This window comes from Pseudacidovorax sp. RU35E, assembly GCF_900156165.1.
Lineage (GTDB): Bacteria > Pseudomonadota > Gammaproteobacteria > Burkholderiales > Burkholderiaceae_C > Xenophilus.
Map to the genome: position 1 here is coordinate 284,906 of NZ_FTMY01000001.1, position 19,587 is coordinate 304,492.

At 69.1% G+C, this 19,587-nt stretch carries 18 protein-coding genes; 8 read left to right on the forward strand and 10 right to left on the reverse strand.

The genetic code is table 11. The features are described 5' to 3' along the window. Window positions 1–69: 69 nt before the first annotated feature. Complete coding sequence (locus tag BXA03_RS01130) at window positions 70–2,625, reverse strand: FtsX-like permease family protein (RefSeq protein ID WP_083715835.1); 2,556 nt, start codon at window positions 2,623–2,625, stop codon at window positions 70–72. 72 nt (window positions 2,626–2,697) lie between these two features. Between BXA03_RS01130 and BXA03_RS01135 the strand changes: the two genes are divergently transcribed. Beyond that, the gene (locus BXA03_RS01135) at window positions 2,698–3,477 is read left to right on the forward strand and encodes a GNAT family N-acetyltransferase (protein WP_076503661.1); all 780 of its coding nucleotides are present in this window, start codon (window positions 2,698–2,700) and stop codon (window positions 3,475–3,477) included. A 27-nt stretch (window positions 3,478–3,504) separates the two neighbouring features. Here the strand turns inward: BXA03_RS01135 and BXA03_RS01140 are convergent, their stop codons facing one another. From BXA03_RS01140 to mutL, 4 genes are all read right to left on the reverse strand, one after another. Next, window positions 3,505–4,233: an ABC transporter ATP-binding protein gene (locus tag BXA03_RS01140; protein WP_083715800.1), complete on the reverse strand. Its 729-nt coding sequence runs from the start codon at window positions 4,231–4,233 to the stop codon at window positions 3,505–3,507. Next, entirely contained in the window at window positions 4,230–5,216 is a 987-nt protein-coding gene (miaA, locus tag BXA03_RS01145) for a tRNA (adenosine(37)-N6)-dimethylallyltransferase MiaA (RefSeq protein WP_076503663.1), read from the reverse strand. The genes BXA03_RS01140 and miaA overlap by 4 nt, the downstream gene beginning before the upstream one ends. Before the next feature lie 163 nt (window positions 5,217–5,379). After that, window positions 5,380–6,336 carry an alpha/beta hydrolase gene (locus tag BXA03_RS01150; protein WP_083715801.1) on the reverse strand — a complete coding sequence of 319 codons (957 nt, stop codon included), beginning with the start codon at window positions 6,334–6,336 and terminating at the stop codon, window positions 5,380–5,382. 221 nt (window positions 6,337–6,557) lie between these two features. Further along, window positions 6,558–8,501 carry a DNA mismatch repair endonuclease MutL gene (gene mutL, locus BXA03_RS01155; RefSeq protein ID WP_076503347.1) on the reverse strand — a complete coding sequence of 648 codons (1,944 nt, stop codon included), beginning with the start codon at window positions 8,499–8,501 and terminating at the stop codon, window positions 6,558–6,560. A gap of 50 nt (window positions 8,502–8,551) precedes the next feature. On the opposite strand from mutL, the gene BXA03_RS01160 reads away from it, so the two are divergent. Further along, entirely contained in the window at window positions 8,552–9,214 is a 663-nt protein-coding gene (locus tag BXA03_RS01160) for a DedA family protein (protein ID WP_076503348.1), read from the forward strand. 71 nt (window positions 9,215–9,285) lie between these two features. Here BXA03_RS01160 and BXA03_RS01165 read toward each other — a convergent pair whose 3' ends face one another. The 3 genes from BXA03_RS01165 to tsaE form a co-directional block, all read right to left on the reverse strand. Beyond that, window positions 9,286–9,552: a glycine zipper domain-containing protein gene (locus BXA03_RS01165; RefSeq protein WP_083715802.1), complete on the reverse strand. Its 267-nt coding sequence runs from the start codon at window positions 9,550–9,552 to the stop codon at window positions 9,286–9,288. Between the two features lie 142 nt (window positions 9,553–9,694). Next, window positions 9,695–11,113, reverse strand: a complete 1,419-nt coding sequence (locus tag BXA03_RS01170; RefSeq protein WP_234983573.1) for an N-acetylmuramoyl-L-alanine amidase — start codon at window positions 11,111–11,113, stop codon at window positions 9,695–9,697. 137 nt (window positions 11,114–11,250) lie between these two features. After that, window positions 11,251–11,778, reverse strand: a complete 528-nt coding sequence (tsaE, locus tag BXA03_RS01175; protein WP_369822380.1) for a tRNA (adenosine(37)-N6)-threonylcarbamoyltransferase complex ATPase subunit type 1 TsaE — start codon at window positions 11,776–11,778, stop codon at window positions 11,251–11,253. Between the two features lie 12 nt (window positions 11,779–11,790). On the opposite strand from tsaE, the gene queG reads away from it, so the two are divergent. Beyond that, entirely contained in the window at window positions 11,791–12,843 is a 1,053-nt protein-coding gene (queG, locus tag BXA03_RS01180) for a tRNA epoxyqueuosine(34) reductase QueG (protein ID WP_076503667.1), read from the forward strand. 9 nt (window positions 12,844–12,852) lie between these two features. Here queG and BXA03_RS01185 read toward each other — a convergent pair whose 3' ends face one another. Further along, on the reverse strand, window positions 12,853–13,758 hold the full coding sequence (locus tag BXA03_RS01185; protein WP_076503349.1) for an AEC family transporter: 906 nt from the start codon (window positions 13,756–13,758) through the stop codon (window positions 12,853–12,855). A gap of 125 nt (window positions 13,759–13,883) precedes the next feature. On the opposite strand from BXA03_RS01185, the gene BXA03_RS01190 reads away from it, so the two are divergent. From BXA03_RS01190 to BXA03_RS01200, 3 genes are all read left to right on the forward strand, one after another. After that, window positions 13,884–14,861, forward strand: coding sequence for a tripartite tricarboxylate transporter substrate binding protein BugE (locus tag BXA03_RS01190; protein WP_076503350.1), 978 nt, complete (start codon window positions 13,884–13,886; stop codon window positions 14,859–14,861). 79 nt (window positions 14,862–14,940) lie between these two features. Next, window positions 14,941–15,864, forward strand: a complete 924-nt coding sequence (xerD, locus tag BXA03_RS01195) for a site-specific tyrosine recombinase XerD (RefSeq protein WP_076503351.1) — start codon at window positions 14,941–14,943, stop codon at window positions 15,862–15,864. A 59-nt stretch (window positions 15,865–15,923) separates the two neighbouring features. Then, entirely contained in the window at window positions 15,924–16,928 is a 1,005-nt protein-coding gene (locus BXA03_RS01200; RefSeq protein WP_076503352.1) for a Bug family tripartite tricarboxylate transporter substrate binding protein, read from the forward strand. Window positions 16,929–16,993: 65 nt separating this feature from the next. Here the strand turns inward: BXA03_RS01200 and BXA03_RS01205 are convergent, their stop codons facing one another. After that, window positions 16,994–17,815 (reverse strand): ferritin-like domain-containing protein, encoded by an 822-nt coding sequence (locus tag BXA03_RS01205; RefSeq protein ID WP_076503353.1) that lies wholly within the window; start codon window positions 17,813–17,815, stop codon window positions 16,994–16,996. 68 nt (window positions 17,816–17,883) lie between these two features. Here BXA03_RS01205 and BXA03_RS01210 point away from each other — a divergent pair, with 68 nt between their 5' ends. Together BXA03_RS01210 and BXA03_RS01215 are read left to right on the forward strand one after the other, a co-directional pair. Beyond that, window positions 17,884–18,408, forward strand: coding sequence for a gamma carbonic anhydrase family protein (locus BXA03_RS01210; protein ID WP_076503354.1), 525 nt, complete (start codon window positions 17,884–17,886; stop codon window positions 18,406–18,408). A gap of 48 nt (window positions 18,409–18,456) precedes the next feature. Beyond that, a complete protein-coding gene (locus tag BXA03_RS01215) occupies window positions 18,457–19,443 on the forward strand; it encodes an Hsp33 family molecular chaperone HslO (protein WP_076503355.1) in 987 nt (328 codons plus the stop codon). Window positions 19,444–19,587: the final 144 nt, after the last annotated feature.

Genomic DNA, 19,587 nt, shown 5'->3' on the forward strand with positions numbered 1-19,587 from the left:
TTCTTCATTGGTGTTTGCGTGTTGCGCATGTGCCGCTCGAGCACTGCCGCGCTTCACTGCAGAGCTTGTCTACCAGTCCTCTTTGACGGCCAGCACCATGTCGCGCGAGGCCGCCGCGCGCGCCGCCAGCCACGCCGTGATGGTTCCGGCTGCGATGACCGCCGCGCACAACGCTGCCAGGCGACCGGGCGGCAGCAGCATGTCCATGGTCCAGTGGAAGCTCTGCGGATTGACCACCTTCACCAGCACCGCGGCCACGGCCAGCCCAAGTCCCAGGCCAGCGAGCGCGCCGATGCTGGTCCATGCGGCGCCTTCGCCGGCCACCAGGCGCCGCACCTGGCTCGGCGTGAATCCGAGGTGAGCAAGCAGGCCAAACTCCTTGCGGCGTGCCAGCACCTGCGCGCTGAAGCTGGCGGCGATGCCGAACAGGCCGATGGCGATGGCCACCGCCTGCAGCCAGTAGGTGACGGCGAAGCTGCGGTCGAAGATTCGCAGGGACACTGCCCGCAACTGCGCCGTCGATGCGACCTCCAGCGCGTCGCTGGCACCCAGACGCTCTCGCGCCAGCTGGTCCAGCGCTTCGCGGATGCGTGACTCGTCAGCACTTGGGCGCAGCCAGAGCGATAACTCGCTGGCTGCGCCGTCGCCGGTCAGTGCTTGGTAGTCGTCCCGCCCGATCACGACGGAACCGAACTGTCGTGCGTAGTCGCGCCATACGCCGGCCACGAAAAATCGACCAGAAGGCAGACCGAAGGCGGCATCCAGTGCCGGCAGCGCGCCGCCCAACTGGGCACCGTACAGCGACAGCATCGGCTCGCTGACGAAGATGGGGATGCGCCCAGGCGGCGTGGGCCGGGACGGCCCCGTCAACGGCAAGCTGTCGCCGGGAGCGTTCGTGTCGATGGGGCGCGCCAGCAGCGTCACCGACGGTGCCGTCGGGTCCAATTGCACCAGCCGCAGGCGCTGCGGCGCGACGCGCTCCACACCGGAGATGGCACGTGCGGATGCCACGAAGCGCTCGTCGAACGGCGCCAGTTCGCCTGCTGAGCCCGCGCCGGCTGCACGCACGTACAGATCGGCGGGCAGAACCACATCAAGCCAGCGCGTGACGGACTCCCGGAAGCTCGCGACCATCACCGTCAGGGCCACCGAGAGCGCCAGGCTAGCCACCACGCCGCTCAACGCAATGGCGGCGCTGCCGCGCATGCGCCGGGCCCGCTCGACCGCCATCAGGGGAAGCAGCTGACTGGCGAACCGAGGCGCCAGCCACCCGTACAACGCCTGGATCAACCAGGGCAGTGCCGCGATGCCGCCCACGAGCAGCAGTGCGACCGACAGATAGGCCGCCAATGGCACGCCGAAGAGCGGGGGGACCAGTGCCAGCGTGCCACCCAAGACCACCAGTGCCGCGGCAGGCCAAAGCCGTCCTTCGCGGCCCGAGGTGTCACCCAGGCCCTTCAGCGTCTGGGCCTCCGGCAGACGCTGGGCCGCGCGTGCTGGCCACCATCCGCCCGCCAAGGCGGCCAGCATGCCCAGGAGGCCGTAGGCCATCGTGGCCGGGAGGTCGATCCGAAGCGGTGGTGCCACGTCGCGGAAGTAGCCGCCTCCCAGATCACCCCCCAAAAGCCGCAGGGCTGCCCAGGCCAGCGCCATCCCCAGCGCCAGGCCCGCCGCGCTGCCTGCGACGCCCAGCGCCAGCGACTCGATGAGCACCAGCCTCAAGCGCTGTCGTGCGGTCAGCCCCAGCACGCCGAGCAGCGCGAACTGCTGCGCGCGCTTGGCCACGGAAAGTGCCAGCACCGAAAAGACCAGGAAGGCGCCCGTGAACAGCGCCACCAGTGCCAGCACGGTCAGGTTCACGCGGTAGGCCCGGGACAGATTGCCGATGCGTTGCGCGTCGTCCGCGGGTTCTGCCAGGCGCAGCGCCGGTGTCCAGGCGGGCAGGGCGCGGATGGCGCGCGCAACCGCTGCGCGATCCGCCCCGGGCGCCAGGCGAAGGTCAATGCGAGCCAGGCGGCCTTGCCGGTGAAGCAGTGCCTGGGCGGCGCCGATGTCCATCACGGCCAGTGCGTTGCCGACGGCGGCGACCGTGCCCGCCACCCGCAGCGACTCTGTGCTGCCCTCGGGCATGCGCAGATCGATCTCGCCAGACTGGGCGCCGAGAGACTGCCGCGCCGCGGCGTTCAGGAAGGCGCGTCCCGGCAGCAGCATGCTGAGCCGCTCGTCCGCACGATCCGGAAAAGGCACGGGCATCAAGGCCGGTGCGATTGCGGGCAGCACCAGCGCGTCCACGCCGATCAGCCGCAGACCTATCATGCGTCCGTCGCTCGCACGAGCGAGCAATTGCGCTTCCAGCACGGGACTGAGCAGTTCCACCTGGCCCACGGTCGCCAACTGGCCGAACACGGCTTCGTCCAAGTCGCCCTGAACGGCCCGTATTTCCAGGTCGGGCTGGCCATTGACGGTGCGCGTCGCACGCTGGAACTCGTCCAGCGCGGAGTTGTTAATCAGGTGTACCGAGTACGCCAGCGCCACGCCCAGCGTCACGGCCAGCACGGCGGCCAGATGGCGCCAGGGATGGTGACGGGCCTCCTGCCATGAGAAGGTGGTGAGCAGCACGCGCATCCTGCGATTGTGGGGCGGCGCCATGCTGTCAAAGGCCGCGAAGGGCTCCACAATGGGGTCATGGTTGCTGGCGTGAACGTTGAATCGATCGAGAGGGCCACTCTGGCCGCAGTGCCACCCGATGCGGTGGAGGAGTTGCCGGGCTGGCTGCTGGCGCTGGACCGTGGCACGGTCGGCCGGGCGCGCAGTGCCGTGCCGCTCCATCACGGCGCCCAGGACCCGTCGGTCCTGCCTCGGATCGAGGAGGCCTACCAGGCCTACGGCCTGCCGGTCGTACTGCGGCTGCCCATCGAAACCCCCGGCTTCGAGACACTGACCGAGGCTCTGCGGGACCGCGGTTATGTGCCCTCGCGTCCGACACAGGTGATGCATGCCGATCCGGCCACGGTGGCCAGCAACGGACAACCAGAGGCGGTGCACCTGTCGACCACACCCGGCGATGACTGGGCCCGCGTCTACCTGGGCGAGGGTTTCGATCCGGTCGACGGGCAGAGCCGCGTGCGGCTGCTGCGGCGCGCCAAGGACACCGTGTACGTCAGCCTGCGCCTGGCGCAGGATCTGCCGGGCGGCGCCGCGGGCGACGTGGCGGCCGTGGGCAGCGGCTGCTTCGCCGAGGGCTGGATGGGCGTGCATGGGATGCGGACGCGTCCGCGATTCCGAGGCCACGGCTTCGCCCGCCAGCTGATGGCCGCGATGGGCGCGGAAGCCATCAAGCGTGGCGTGACGCAGACCTTCCTGCAGGTGGAGGCGGAGAACTATCTCGCCCGCTCGCTCTATGCGCGGGTTGGCTTTTCGCCCGCCTGGATCTACGTCTACTGGCAGCGTCCAGGCGCGGACGCGCTGCTCAAATAGGCATTCGGCGCCGTCCGCGACGCATGCTCACCGGAAGCCGTCCTGCGTCAGGTGCAGGCGCCGGTCGGCCAGCCCTGCCGCCGCTTCGGAGTGGGTGACGAGCACGAGGGTCGCGCCCTGTGCCCGGGACTCCGCCAGCAGCAGCTCCATCACCTTCGCGGCCGTTCCCGGGTCCAGGTTGCCCGTGGGCTCGTCGGCGAGCAGCAGGCCCGGGCGGTGCACCAGCGCCCGGGCGATGGCCACCCGCTGAAGCTGGCCCCCCGACAGCTGCTGGGGCAGGCGCTGGCCCAGGCCTTCCAGGCCGACGGCCTCGAGCATGTGCGCGACGCGCGCTTTCATGTGGGCGTGTTGCCCAAGCAGCATCAGCGGCAGTCCGACGTTCTGGGCCACATCCAGGTGGGGCAGCACGTGGAATGCCTGGAACACGAAGCCCACATTCGCCCGCCGCCACAGCGCGCGTTGTTCCGCGTCCATGGTGCCCAGGTCGTGCGCCCCCAGGAGCACACGGCCTTCGTCCCAGTCGTCGAGCCCGGCCATGCAGTTCAGCAAGGTCGACTTGCCCACGCCCGATTCGCCAACGATGGCGACGAACTCACCGGGCGCAACCGTGAGGTTCAGATGGCGGAAGACCGGTCGGGCGGCCGCACCCTGACCGTAGAACTTGCCGAGGTCCTCTATGCGCAGGGATACAGGCTTCTGCGTCGGGTCGGGAGGGCTGGTTTGGGGTGGGGCAGGCGGGTGGCGTGTGCGATTCATGGATGGCGTGCCCTCAGGGCCTGGCGCACGCGGGTCACCACCCGGGCGGGCGCATCCGTCGTGTCGCAGGCGATCACCTCGCGCCGCGGCAGGCTTCTCAGCCATGTGATCTGCCGCTTGGCCAGTTGCCGGGTTGCCGCGACACCCTGCTCCCGCAGCGCAGCCAGCTCTGCCTTCGTCGGGGAGCGGCCTTGCGTGGTGTCCAGCATCTCCCAGGCCTGCCGGTAGCCCACGCAGCGGATGGAGGGGAGGGTCGGGCCCAGGTCGCCGCGTGCGCGCAGCTGCTGCACTTCGTCGAGGAAACCCGCGTTCAGCATGGCATCGAAGCGTTGCGCGATGCGCGCATGAAGCCACGCGCGGTCTTCGGTTTCGAGCGAGATGAGCAGGGCTTCTCCGCTGGCCATCGGGTCTGGCGGCGCGTCGGCGCCATCGCGCCTATGGAAGCTCGACAGCGGCTGGCCGCTGCTCATCCAGACCTCCAGCGCCCGCTGGATGCGCTGGCTGTCCGCAGGCGCCAGACGGGCGGCGGTGGTGGGGTCGACCTCGGCCAACCGCGCGTGCATGGCGGGCCAGCCGTGTACCGCGGCCTCGGCGTCGATCTGCCGGCGCAGCTCAGCGTCGGCAGCCGGCATGGTGTCCAGGCCATCGAACAGGGCCTTGAAATAGAGCATCGTCCCACCCACCAGCAGCGGCATCGCGCCGCGTTCGCGGATCTGTGCGATGAGCCGCTCGGCATCCGCCACGAAGGCGGCGGCGCTGTAGCGCTGGGCCGGATCGAGGATGTCGATCAGGTGGTGCGGGACCATCCCACGTTCGGCCCGCGTGGGTTTGGCCGTACCGATGTCCATGTCGCGGTAGACGAGAGCCGAGTCCACGCTGACGATTTCCACAGGCACCGGCAGCGCCGCCGCGACGGCCAGTGCGGCGGCGGTCTTGCCGCTCGCGGTCGGGCCGGCCAGGGCGATGTAGCGCAATGCCGTCACGCGGCGGCCTCGGCCGGGTCGGCTGGATGACGCGGCGCACGCGCGATCTGGTGGACCCGGTGGAACGAAACAAAAAAGCAGGAAGCCGAAGAAGGCGCAGGCATCCCGCAGAGGGTAGCAAATCGTCCGCGCCCTGCTGGCAGAGGCAGCGGTGCGCAGCCGTTCAGGTGCCCAGCGGCTGGGGCGGCTTGACCGCCTGGGGCACTGCCACGCCGCCGGTCGGACGGCTCAGGCCGTGCGGCTCCCCGGTGGCGAGCGCAGGCGCGCCGGGCGTGCGCTCCTTCATCTGGAACAGCTGCGCCAGTGCCGCGCGGTACTGGGCCTCGCCCACCGAATTGGTACTGTGGTGCGAGCCGCCTTCGACCAGAACGAACATCTTCTGCCCAGTGGCGGCCTCATACAACTTGCGGCCGAGGGTGGGATTGATCAATGTGTCGTTGGAGCCGTGGACGACCAGCAGGGGGGACCCGATCGATTTGACCTTGGCCAGCGACTCGAAGCGCTGGGTGATGAAGGGCTTGAAGGGCAGCCAGCCCCACTTGAAACTGCTCACCACGTCGGAGATCGACGTGAAGGTGCCCTCGACGATGGTGCCGGATTCGTCGCGCACATCGGAAGCGAGGTCGATGCCGATGGCCCCGCCGAGCGAGTGGCCGAAGATGTAGCGGCGCTGCTTGGGGTACTTGGCGGCCAGCCAGTTCCAGGCCGCTCGGGCGTCTTCGCGCGCGGATTCCTCGGACGGCAGCGTCTTGGTGCTTTTGCCGAAGCCGCGGTAGTCGATGGCCAGCACCGAGAAGCCCAGCTCGTGCATCCGGCGGATGCGCGGCGCAGAGCCCGCCACGTTGTAACGCGCCCCGTGCAGGTACAGCATCACCGGCGTATCGCGCGAGATCGGCGCCTCGCCCAGCCACAGGCCGTGCAGCTTGACGTCCTCGCCGTCGGGCGCGCGGTAGTCGATCCACACGTCGTCCATGCCGGCCGTCATCTCGGCGGTGTTACCCCAGCTGAGATCGCTGGGTTGGAAGATCCATTCGCGCTGCTGCGCGTCGAGCGTGGAACAGCCCGCACCGACCAGCACGGTGAAAGAGAGGACCGACGCGATGAGGGACCAACGTTTCATTGGGCAAACAGAGACCGGATCAGGGTCGAAGTTCACAGGGATTTGCAACGGCGGCCCCTGCGTACCCGCTGGCTGACAGCCTGTTACAGGCATTTCAGACGCTTGCCCACATGCAACGCCTATGCCTACCTTTCGGACGACCGTGTAAACCCCGACGCCACACCCTTGCGAGACTCGGCCTACATCTGACCGGCGTCGGGTCCAGTCCAACGCGACGAGCCTCAGCGACCTCGCATGAAAAGCCCGTCCAGATCGCGCACGCTCAGCTGGCGCCATGTGGGGCGACCGTGGTTGCACTGGTCGGACCGCTCGGTGGCCTCCATCTGCCGCAACAGGCCATTCATCTCGTCCAGCGTAAGCCGCCGGTTGGCGCGCACGGCGCCGTGGCAGGCCATGGTCGCCAGGAGCTCGTGCTGGGCGCGCTGGATGACCGTGGTGGCCTCGTGCTGAGCCAGCTCGGCCAGGACACTGCGCGCAAGGGCGACCGGGTCGCCGTCCGCAAGCGAAGCAGGCACAGCGCGCACCGCAAGGGTGCGGGGAGAGAAAGGAGAGACCTCCAGGCCGAGCGTCCCGAGTACGTCGGCGCAAGCCTCCACCGTGGCCACTTCCTCGGGGGTCGCGGCAAAGGTGGCAGGGATCAGCAGCGGCTGGCTCGCGATGGCATGGCCGTCGAGTTGGGCCTTGAGGCGCTCGTAGACGATCCGCTCGTGCGCCGCGTGCATGTCGACGATAACCAGGCCCTGGGTGTTTTCGGCCAGGATGTAGATGCCTTGCAGCTGGGCCAGCGCACGACCCAGGGGCCAGCTGGCCGGGCTGGCGGCTGCAATGGCCGCCGAAGGTGAGATGGGCGGGGAGGTCGGCGTGGAAGTGGCCCGCTCGGCGCCTGCGGTCCAGGGGGGTTGAAGCGCCGAACGCCCGCCCCCCGCCATCGGCACCGCCGGTGCTTCGCTCTGCCCGTCGCCCTCGGGACCGGACGGCACCGACGGCGGGGCGATGGGCCACATGGCGGCCCAGTCGCCCGCGCCGCGTTCGCCCGCAAAATGGATGCCGGCTTGACGCCATGCCGGCGCTGGGCCGGCTGCGTCATAGCCGCGCAGCAGAGGAGCGGGGCGGCCCGTCCCTGCCTCGTCCGCACTCGCCGCACCGGCCGCGCGCGGCGCCGCCAGGGCGTTCTCGATGGCGTGCCGTACGGCGCTGTGGACCTCACGACCGTCCCGGAAGCGCACCTCGATCTTGGTCGGGTGGACGTTCACGTCGACCCGCGCCGGATCGATCTGCAGGTGCAGCACGAACACCGGTTGGCGCTGGCCGTGCAGCACGTCCTCGTAGGCGGCGCGCGCTGCATGCAGCAGCACCTTGTCGCGCACGAAGCGGCCATTCACGTAGAAGAACTGCTGGTCGCCGCGGCTGCGAGCCGCGTCCGGCACGCCGGCGTGGCCGTGCACATGCAGGGCGCCTTCGCCGTGGTCGACCGGCACGCTCTGGCCGATGAACTCCTCGCTGAAGACATCCGAGAGGCGCTGGGCCGGCGTGTCGGCCACCCGCCACTGCTCGACCAGGCGGCCTTCGTGCCAGATGGAGAAGCCCACGTCGGGTCGCGCGAGCGCGTGGCGGCGCACGGCCTCGATGCAGTGCGCGAGCTCCGTGGCGTCGGTCTTGAGGAACTTGCGCCGCGCCGGCGTGGCGAAGAAAAGCTCCCGCACTTCCACCGTCGTGCCACGGCTGCGCGCCGCCGGACGCAGCTCGCCGGTACGCGCGTCCAGCTGCCATGCACTGTCCCCCTCGCCATGGCGCGAAAGCAGGCTCAGCTCGGCGATAGAGGCGATCGAGGCCAGTGCCTCGCCTCGAAAGCCCATGGTGCCGACCGATTCGAGCTCCGACAGGCTCGCGATCTTGCTGGTGGCGTGGCGTCGCAAGGCCAACGGCAGCTCGTCGCGAGGAATGCCGTCACCGTCGTCCTCCACTGCGATCAAACGGACGCCGCCTGCGGACAGGCGGACCGTGATCTGGCGCGCCCCCGCGTCGAGCGCGTTGTCGACGAGCTCACGCACGACGGAGGCAGGGCGCTCCACCACCTCGCCTGCGGCAATCTGGCTGATCAGCTCGTCCGGCAGGTCACGGATCGGCCGGCGTCCGGCGGGGGAGGGGGAAAGGAGGGCGCTCACATCGGGGATTTTAAGAATCCGCCATCGGCCGCCCCGGATAATGCCGCGCCATGGACTTCGCCGCCTTCCTGATTGACTTCATTCTTCACGTCGACAAGCACCTGGAGGCCTTCGTGGCCGCCTACGGCACCTGGGTCTACGCCCTGCTGTTCATCATCGTCTTCGTGGAGACCGGCGTGGTGGTCATGCCCTTCCTGCCGGGCGACTCGTTGCTGTTCATCGTCGGTGCACTGTGTGGTGCAGGCCTCATGAACATGGGCATCGCGGTGCCGGTCCTGCTTGCGGCCGCGATTCTGGGCGATCAGTGCAACTTCGCCATCGGGCGCCACGTCGGACCTCGAGTCTTCCATTGGGAGAACTCGCGCTTGTTCAATCGCAAGGCCTTCGATCAGGCGCATGCCTTCTATGAACGCTATGGCGGCATCACGATCGTGCTGGCGCGCTTCATGCCTTTCATCCGCACCTTTGCGCCTTTCGTGGCGGGCGTGGCCGCGATGAGCCGGGGCAAGTTCACCGCCTTCAACATCGGTGGCGCCGTGTTGTGGGTGGTGGGAATTTGCACCGCCGGTTACTTCTTCGGCAATCTGCCCTTGGTCCGCCAGCACCTGGACAAGATCATCTGGGCACTGATCCTGGTGCCCGGCCTGATCGCCATCTTCGGTGCCTGGCGCGGCTCCAGGGCCTCGGGTTCGGCAACTGCGACTGCGCGCTAATCTGTTGCTGCGGATCACCAACGACAAGGGCCGCGAATGCGGCCCTTGTCGTTGGGTAGAGCGTCCCTCGCTCAATAACGGCGGCGGCCGTCGGGGTAGTACTGGTTGTTGTAGTTCTGCTGATCGCGCTGACGGCCGACTTCGTTGCCCACCAGACCGCCGATGGCAGCACCGCCGACGGTTGCGGCCGTGTTACCGCCGATGGCATTGCCGACGACGGCACCGCCGAGTGCGCCGACGCCTGCGCCCAACTGCTGGTTGGGGCCGGCGGCACAGCCGGCCATGAGTGCGGCTGCGCCGATCGCGGCTGCCGAGATCCAAGTGCGAGTCTTCAACATGGTGTCCACCTTTCTGGGTTGTGATGGACAGATGTTGCGTGAGCGCCGCGTCCCGCTGCTGTAGGAGCGGTCCGCCGAGCGCTGTGCGCCGAGGCAAGGCTGCACTGCGAGCCTGCGCGCGCGCCGGCTGAAAGGCGCCGTATTACAGCGTCCGGCTGCGCGCGAGCGGCGGGTTCTGGCTGAAATAGCGCTGGATGCCCTTCATCAGCGCATCGGCCAGGTCATCCTGATAGGCCACGTTGCGCAGCTTGGCTTCTTCTTCCGGATTGCTGATGAAGGCGGTTTCGACCAGCACGCTGGGAATATCCGGCGCCTTGAGCACCGCGAAGCCGGCCTGCTCCACGTCGCCTTTGTGTAGCCTCGCGCCGATGCGCCGGAATTCGCCCAGCATGGCGCCGCCCAGGCGAAGACTGTCCTTGATTTGCGCCGTCGTGCTCATGTCGAACAGGGCGCGCTGCACCTGCATCTCGTGTTCGCCGACGCTGATGCCGCCCACTTGGTCGGACTGGTTCTCCTTGTTGGCCATCCAACGGGCAGCGCTGCTGGAGGCGCCGTTCTGGCTCAGTGCGAAGACGCTGGCACCGCGTGCGGCTGGCGTGGTGAAGGCATCCGCATGGATGCTGATGAACAGGTCGGCCTGCACGCGGCGGGCCTTCTGCACCCGCACGTTCAGCGGCACGAAGAAGTCATCGTCCCGCGTCATGAAGGCGCGCATCGGATTGCCGCCGAGGGTGCTGCCGTTGATCCGGTCACGCAGGCGGCGCGCCACCTGCAGAACGATGTCCTTTTCGCGGGTGCCGTTGGGACCGATCGCGCCGGGATCCTCACCGCCGTGGCCCGGATCGAGCGCCACGATGATGATGCGGTCGGTGCGGGTGGCCGTGGCCATGTTGGGCTCCGGCCGCTGGACACGCGTGCGTGCAGGCGCGGGGCGGGGGGCCTCGGCGATCACCGGCGGAGGTGGCGCGGGTACCGGAGGGCCGGATGGATTCGGGGGAATCGCCTTCTGAGCGATCAGGTCGCCGAGGGGATCGGTGGCAGGCACCGGCCGAGCGGGAACAGGCGGGGGAGCCTGGACCACCGGGGGCGCGACCGCGACGGCCGGCGGTGCCGGCGGCAGGGGGGCGGCGGGTGACGCCCCGGTGCGGGTGTCGCGCAGCCGCTCGGCAATCAACGATTCCAGCGGGTCGCGCGTCTCCTGCGGATACAGGTCCAGCACCAGCCGGTGCTTGTACGCGGCCACCGGCGCCAGCGAGAACACCTGCGGTCTCACCGTCTGCTTGAGGTCGAACACGATGCGCACCATGGACGGCGTGTTCTGGCCCACGCGCAGCCCCGCGATGAAAGGATCGTCTGCCTTGACCTTGCCGACCAGATCACGCAGGGCGGGGTTCAGGGTGATCCCCTCGATGTCCACCGCCAGGCGCGGAGGATCGCCCACGACGAGTTGCTGCGACTGCAGCCGCGCATCGGACTCGATGGTGATGCGCGTGTAGTCGGCCGCCGGCCACACGCGCACGGCCACGATGGAGGCGCCGTACGCGATCTCGGCCGCGCCCATCAGCAGCACCAGGCTACCGGCCTGCTGCAGCCAGCGCCGGCGCTCGGGTTGTACGGGAAGCAGCGCGTGGGTCACGAGTGCCGCCTCGGCGGTGCCGGCGGCGGCTGCAGGATGATCGGGTGGCGTGCGGCGACTGCTCATGGTGCAACAGCCGCCAGCAGGGCCTGGCCGTTGAGAGAGAAGGCGCGCAACTGCACGCGGCGCACGTCATCGGCGTCTGGGGTCATGGCTTCGATGTGGATGGCGAGGTCCTCGGTGGGCAGATAGCCGGCCGCCTGGGCGGGCCATTCGGCCAGCTTGAGTCCCTCGCCGGCAAAAAGGTCCCGGAACCCGGCGTCTTCCCATTCGCGGGGATTGCTGAAGCGATAGAAGTCGAAGTGGTAGACCGCACGTCCGTCGCGGGTGGTGTGGGGCTCCACCACGGCGTAGGTCGGGCTCTTGATGCGGCCCTGGACGCCCAGTGCGCGCAGCAGGTGGCGCACGAAGGTGGTCTTGCCGGCGCCCAGGTCGCCGTGCAGCGTGATGAAGGCGTGGCTCAGCTCGGGCCGGGTCTGCATGGCCTGCGCCAGTGCCTGGGCGAAGCGGGCGGTGTCGTCCTCACCCTGCCAGAGCAGCGGGCGGGAGGCGATTTCTACAATCGGACGGTGACTGCGGTCGATGCTCAACTCGTGGCTCGGATTCGTGCGTGGGCCGGGGAACTCGGATTCTCCCAAATCGGCATCGCGGGCATCGACCTGTCCGACGCAGAGCCCGGCCTGGCGGAATGGCTGGCCCAGGGCTTCCATGGCGAGATGGGGTATATGGCGGCGCACGGCATGCGTCGGGCCCGGCCGGCCGAGCTGGTGCCGGGCACCCTGAGCGTGATCACCGCCCGCATGGACTACCTGCCGCGCGAGACGCCGGACGACTGGCAGGCCGTCGAATGGTCGCGGCTGGAGCGGCCCGGTGAGGCCATCGTGTCGCTCTATGCCCGGGGGCGGGACTACCACAAGGTGCTGCGGGCCCGGCTGCAGAAGCTGGCCGACCGGCTGGCCGCCGAGATCGGGCCTTTCGGCCACCGCGTGTTCACCGATTCCGCGCCCGTGCTGGAGGCCGAGCTGGCCGGTCGCAGCGGCCAGGGCTGGCGCGGCAAGCACACGCTGGTGCTCAGCCGCGAGGCGGGCTCCATGTTCTTCCTGGGCGAGATCTATGTCGACCTTGCTCTGCCGCCGACCGAGCCGGTGGCGGCGCACTGCGGCCGCTGCACGGCGTGCATCGATGCCTGCCCGACCGGCGCCATCCTCGGGCCGCACCGGCTGGACGCGCGGCGTTGCATCTCCTATCTGACCATCGAGCATGCCGGCGCCATCCCGGAGGCGTTGCGTCCCGCAATTGGCAACCGCATCTACGGCTGCGACGACTGCCAGCTGGCCTGCCCCTGGAACAAGTTTGCCCAGCGCAGTGCGCTGCCCGACTTCGATCCGCGCGAGGGCCTGACGGGCGTCACGCTGGCGCAGCTTTTCGCATGGACCGAGGACGAGTTCCTGCGCCGCACCGAAGGCAGCCCCATCCGCCGCATCGGCCACGAGCGCTGGTTGCGCAACATCGCCGTCGCGCTGGGCAATGCATTGCGCCAGGGCGATGCGTCGGCTGCAGTGGCGCTGACGGCGCGGCGCGACACCGCCACGTCCCTGCTGCGCGAGCACATCGACTGGGCGCTGGCGCAGGCGCCCACCGTCGCGCCCACCTGAGGCGATCGCTCAGCGCGGCAGACTGAGCGCGAAGGGCAGGCTGACGATGCCCAGCAGGGTCGAGAGCGTCACCAGCGCTGCAACGTACGCGCCGTTGTAGCCCATGCGCGCTGCCAGCACGTAGGCGCTCGATGCCGTGGGCACGGCCGAGAAGGCCATCAGCACCGCTGCCTGTGCCCCGTGCAGCCCCAGCAGCCGGCACAGGCACCAGGCCACCAGCGGCAGCACCAGGTGCCGGATCGACAGCACCGCGACGCCCAGCGCCTTGCCCCGGTTGAGCGCGCCGAACTGCATGCCGGCGCCCGCCGCCAGCAGGCCCAGCGCCAAGGAGGCGGCGCCCAACCGGCCGAGCGTCGGCTGCATCCAGTGAGGCACCTGCAGGCCGAGCAGGTTGATCACCAGCCCGCTGGCCGTCGCGATGATGAGTGGATTGCGCACGAGCTGGCGCAGGAAGCCGCTGTTGGCATGCCGCGCCATGGGCCACACCGCCGCCACGTTCATCAGCGGCACGCACACGCCGATCAGCACAGCGATCACCAGCAGGCCTTCGGCACCGGCCAGGCGCTCGGCCACGGCCAGGCAGATGAAGGAGTTGAAGCGGAAGGCCACCTGGGCGCTGGCCGCGTGCTCGCGTCGGTCGATGTGCCGCCCCAGCCAGGGCAGAGACGGCAGCGCATAGGCAAGCGCTATGCCGGCCAGTCCCACACCCAGCCCGGCGGCCAGCAGGTGCGTGGCGGAGCCGAAGTCGATGGGGCTCTTGACGATGGAATGGAAGAGCAGGACCGGGAAGAGAAAGTAGTACACCAGGCTCTCGACCTGGTCCCAGACCCGGCGATCCAAGGCGGTGTAGCGGCACAGCAGCCAACCGCAGGCGATGAGGGAGAAGTCCGGAAACAGCAGCTGCGCGTAATTCACCCGGGGAGCATAAACCGCGCACTTATAGGTATTCCCTCAAGCTCGTGCGCCAAGGCTGCCGCTAGGATGCGCCGCATGCTGGAAGCGAATCCGCCCATTCAAGAAACGAACCTGGAGTCAATCTGATGCATCGCCGCCACTGGAACGCCATCGCCGCCGCTGCCCTGCTGGGTGCGCTGGCCGCCCCTGCTGCCTGGGCGCAGGGCTACCCCGACAAGTCGATCGAACTGCAGGTGCCCTTCGCACCTGGCGGCACCACCGACATCGTGGGCCGCGTCATCGCCGATCCGCTGGGCAAGATCTTGGGCCAGCCGGTGGTGGTCACCAACAAGGCCGGCGGCGGCGGCGTGGTCGGCGCGTCCGAGACGGCCCGCGCCGCACCCGATGGCTACAAGCTGGGCGTGGCCACGGTGTCGAGTACGGCCGCCAATCCGGCGATCAACCCGAAGACGCCGTACGACCCGATCAACGACTTCACGCCCATCATCAACATCGCCGCCACGCCCAATGTGATCGCGGTGCACCCGAGCTTTCCGGCCAAGGACTACGCCAGCTTCGTCGCTGAGCTCAAGAAGAACCCGGGCAAGTATTCATACAGCTCGTCGGGCACCGGTGGCATCGGCCACCTGCTGATGGAGCTCTACAAGAGCATGACCGGCACCTTCGTCACGCACATCCCGTACCGCGGCGCCGGCCCGGCCCTGAACGACACCGTCGGCGGCCAGGTGCCGATGATCTTCGACAACCTGCCCTCGGCGCTGCCCTTCATCAAGGCCGGCAAGCTGGTGCCCATCGTGGTGGCTGCGCCCCAGCGCCTGAAGGACCTGCCCAACGTGCCCACCTTCAAGGAAGTGGGCCTGGAGCCGGTGAACCGCATGGCGTACTACGGCATCCTCGGGCCCAAGGCGCTGCCGAAGGAGGTGGTGGACAAGATCAACGCAGGCACGCGCAAGGCGCTGGAAGACCCCGCCGTGCGCAAGCGCATCGAGGACACCGGCTCGATCATCGTGGCCAATACGCCCGAACAGTTCGCCGCGCAGATCAAGGCCGAGTTCGCGGTCTACAAGGACGTGGTGAAGAAGCAGAATCTCAAGCTCGACTGAGCGTCCCGTCCCAGCCGTGTCCGCCCAGCGGGCGCGGTGTTTGCTGGAGCCGCCCTCGGGCGGCTTTCTGTTTTTCCGCATGTCCATGACCCCTCCGGCCTCCACCGCCGCCATGCCATCGCCTGCTGACATCGACGACTTCATCGACGCGCTGTGGCTGGAGGAGGGCCTGTCGCGCAACACGCTGGCCGCCTACCGGCGCGACCTCTCGCTGCTGGCGCAATGGCTGGCGCCCCGCGGCGTGGCCCTGCCGGCGGCGCGCGAGAGCGATCTGCAGGCCTACATGGGCGAGCGCCTCGCGCAGCGCGGCAAGGCCACCTCGGCCAATCGCCGGCTGACGGTATTCAAGCGCTACTTCCGCTGGGCGCTGCGCGAGCACCGCATCGTGGCTGACCCCACGCTGCGCCTGCTGCCCGCGCGCCAGCCCGCGCGCGTGCCCAAGACGCTCAGCGAGGCGCAGGTGGAGGCGCTGCTGGGGGCACCCGACGTCGCCACCCCGCTGGGCCTGCGGGACCGCGCGATGATCGAGCTGATGTACGCCAGCGGCCTGCGCGTCAGCGAACTGGTGGGCCTGCGCCTGGTCGACCTCGGCCTGCAGGAAGGCGTGCTGCGGGTGATGGGCAAAGGCAGCAAGGAGCGCCTCGTGCCCTTCGGGCAGGAGGCCGAGCGCTGGATCGGCCGCTACCTGGCCGAAGCCCGTTCGGCCATCCTGGGCGGCCAGCAGAGCGGCGACCTGTTCGTCACCGCGCGCGGCGCCGGCATGACGCGGGCCATGTTCTGGGTGATCGTCAAGAAGCACGCCGAGGCGGGAGGCGTGCGTGTGCCGCTGTCGCCGCACACGCTACGCCATGCCTTTGCTACTCACTTGCTGAACCATGGCGCCGATCTGCGCGCGGTGCAGTTGCTGCTCGGGCATGCCGATATCTCCACCACCACCATCTACACCCACGTGGCGCGCGAGCGCTTGCGCCAGCTGCATGCGCGGCACCATCCGCGGGGCTGAGGCGCGGCGGCCGACCGCGTGCGGCGGCCGAAGCCGAGGGCCGCTGGCATGATCCGGCCATGATCTTTACGACCGATTCCTTCCTGCGGCGCCGCCTTTGCCGCGGCGCTGTTCTCGCGGCCTTTGGCGTGGCCTTCGCGGCCACGGGTCTACCGGCCCTGGCCCAGGACCTGCCCAAGACCGTGCGCCTGGTCGTGGCCTACCCGCCCGGCGGCGTGGCCGACGTGGTGGCCCGCACCCTGGCCGAGCGGCTGGCGGCGCAGACCGGCAGCACCTTCGTCGTCGACAACAAGGCGGGCGCCAGCGGCACCATCGCCATGGAGGCCATCGCCAAGGCCGCACCGGACGGCGCCACGCTCGGCTTCTCGGCCATCAGCCCGCTGGTGCTGAGCCCACATCTGGGCAAGCTGCCCTACGACCCGCTGCGCGACCTGCTGCCGGTGGCCAGCGTGATGTATTCGCCGGTGGTGCTGTTGGCCACCTCGGCCGAGGGCGGCGCGGACATGCGCGCGGTGCTGGCGAAGGCGAAGGCGCAGCCCGGTGCGGTGCGGTGGGCGACCTCGGGGCCGGCCTCGTTGGGACACATCATGCTGGAACAACTGCGCGCCACGGCCAAGGTCGACATCACCCATGTGCCCTACAAGGGGGGCGGCCAGCAGATGACGGATGCGCTGTCCGGCCAGTTCGAGGTGCTGTCCACCAATGCGGGCCCGGCGGTGGCCATCCAGGTCAAGGCCGGCAAGCTGCGGCCCCTGGCTGTGGGCGCCCCCGCGCGGCTGGAGAGCCTGCCCAACGTGCCGACCCTGGCCGAGCTGGGCTTCAAGGACGCCAACCTCTCTTCGCAGTTCGGCGTCTTCGCCCCGGCCGGGTTGCCGCAGCCTTTGCAGGCCCGTTTCAACGCGGAGATCAACACCGCGCTGCAATCGCCCCAGATGCGTTCGCGCCTGACCACCACCGACAACGTGCCGACCGGCGGAAGCCCCGCGGCCTTCGCCAAGGAGATCGCGGCCGAATACGAGAACAACGGCCGGATCATCCGCGCCGCGGGCATCAAGGCCGATTGAGCAGGGCGCAACGGGCGGGTTGGTGCTGTCCGCGCTGCGCACGTCTCGGTCCGCGCTGCACCCGTCTATTTCGCGTCCGCCGCCAGCCCTTCCAGTTCGTCTGGCGTGAAGCCGGCCCGTGACCTGGCGTCCATGTTGAAGGGTGGCTTGAGCCGGGGCGCCTGATGCTCGCGGTACAGGCGCCGGTAGTGCGGCAGAGGTTCCAGCCCCTCCCGCTCGCACAGCCAGCGATACCAGTGGTTGCCCACCGCCACATGGCCGATCTCGTCGCGCAGGATGATGTCCAGGATGGCGATGGCCGCGCGCGCGTCGGGCGTGCCCACACGGGCGAGCTTGGCCTGGATGAGCGGCGTGGCGTCCAGTCCGCGGGCTTCCAGAGTGCGCGGCACCAGGGCCATGCGGGCGACGACGTCGTCGGCCGTCTTCTCGCACATGGTCCACAGGCCGTCGTGGCCGGGAAAGTCGCCGTAGTGCCAGCCCATGGACTGCAGGTGACCGTGGATCAGCGTGAAGTGCAACGCCTCCTCGTCCGCCACCCGCAGCCAGTCGCGGTAGTAGTCGGCCGGCATGCTGTCGAAGCGCCACAGCGCGTCGAGCGCGAGGTTGATGGCGTTGAACTCGATGTGGCAGATGGCATGCACCAGCGCGGCCCGGCCTTCCTCGGTGAAGGGTGAGCGCGTGGGCACATCCTTGGCCCCGACGCGAACGGGCCGCGCCGGCCGGCCTGGCACGCCAGCGCCGTCGCCGGGAATCCTCACCGCTTCCGCCCAGCAGGCCTCGTCGGGAGGCGCCTGCGCGCAATCGGCGGCCAGCGTGCGCGTGGCCGCCACCTTCTGGGCGGGGTCGGGAAGGACAAGCGCCTGCAGCGCGCGCAGCCGGGGGTGCATCCCTACAATTCTATTTTTCGCCTGCGGCCTGCCCGCACACGCACCCACGACACCAGGAGACGACAAGCATGGCCCTCTACGAACTCGATGGCACCGCCCCCCAACTCGCCGAAGGTGCGTGGGTGGCCGACAGCGCTGAAGTGATGGGCAATGTGAGCCTGGCCGAGAACGCCAGCGTCTGGTTCGGCGCCGTGGTGCGGGGCGACACGGAGCACATCGCCATCGGCCGCAACAGCAACGTGCAGGACTTGTCGGTGCTGCACGCCGATATCGGCTGCCCCCTGACCATCGGCGAGAACGTGACCGTCGGCCATCAGGTCATGCTGCACGGTTGCACCATCGGCGACGGCTCGCTGATCGGAATCCAGGCGGTGGTCTTGAACAACGCCCGCATCGGCCGCAACTCCATCGTTGGTGCCGGCAGCGTGGTGACCGAGGGCAAGGAGTTCCCGGACAACTCGCTGATCATCGGCTCGCCGGCCAAGGTGGTGCGCACCCTGGACGATGCCGCCGCCGCCAAGCTGCGCCAGAGCGCGCAGCACTATGTGGACAACGCCCATCGCTTCGCGAAGGGCCTCAAAAAGATCGGCTGATCCCTCCCGGTGCGTGGCGCCGGGCACGTCGGCCGAGGAAAGCAACCCTTGAGCGAACTACACACCTTCCTCTTCGACGGCCTGCCGGTGCGCGGCATGATCGTGCGCCTGGACAGCGCCTGGCAGGAGATCCTGTCGCGCCGCGCCGCCAATACCCAGACCGGCCCCTACGCGCCGCCCGTGGCTGAACTGCTGGGCGAGATGACCGCCGCCGCCACGCTGATGCAGGCCAACATCAAGTTCAAGGGTTCCCTGATCCTCCAGATCTTCGGCGACGGTCCGGTCAAGGTGGCCGTGGCCGAAGCACAGCCCGACCTGAGCCTGCGCGCAACGGCCAGCGTGGTGGGCGAGGTTCCGCCCGGCGTCGGGCTGGCCGACCTGGTGAACGTGGGCAACAAGGGGCGCTGCGCCATCACCCTCGACCCCAAGGAACGCCTGCCCGGGCAGCAGCCCTACCAGGGCGTGGTGCCTTTGTTCGGCGATCGTGGCGAGCGCCTGGGCAAACTGTCCGACGTGCTGCAGCACTACATGCTGCAGAGCGAGCAGTTGGACACCACGCTGGTCCTGGCCGCCGACCAGCGGGTCGCGGCTGGCCTGCTGATCCAGCGCCTGCCGATGGCGGGCGAGGGCAATCTGTCCGGCAGCGATGCGGCCCGTGACGAGGATGAGATCGGCCGCAACGAAGACTACAACCGCATCGCCACGCTCGCGAGCAGTCTGACGCGCAACGAATTGCTGTCGCTCGACATCGAGACCATCCTTCGGCGTCTGTTCTGGGAGGAGCGGCTGCTGCGCTTTGCGCCGCGCGACGGGATGCTGGGCCCGCGCTTCGCGTGTACCTGCAGCCGTGACCGCGTGGCCAGCATGATCCGTAGCCTGGGTCGCGACGAAGCGGAGGACATCCTGGCCGAGCAGGGCCGCATCGAGGTCGGATGCGATTTTTGCGGTCAGCAGTACCGATTCGATTCGGTCGACACGGCGCAGATCTTCGCCGGCCGGGACGGTCAGGTGCCCGGCAGTTCGGTCGTTCAGTAAGCGTGCTGCCTGCGTGCCCGTCATCGCCGGGTGCGCGCCTGAGTGTGATTCACGCCACAACGTTCTTGATGGAATGCCCCGGATTGGCGATCTTGTGTCACAAGACTTGACGCTTTTGTAAGGCAGTTCGACGATGGAGCGTCG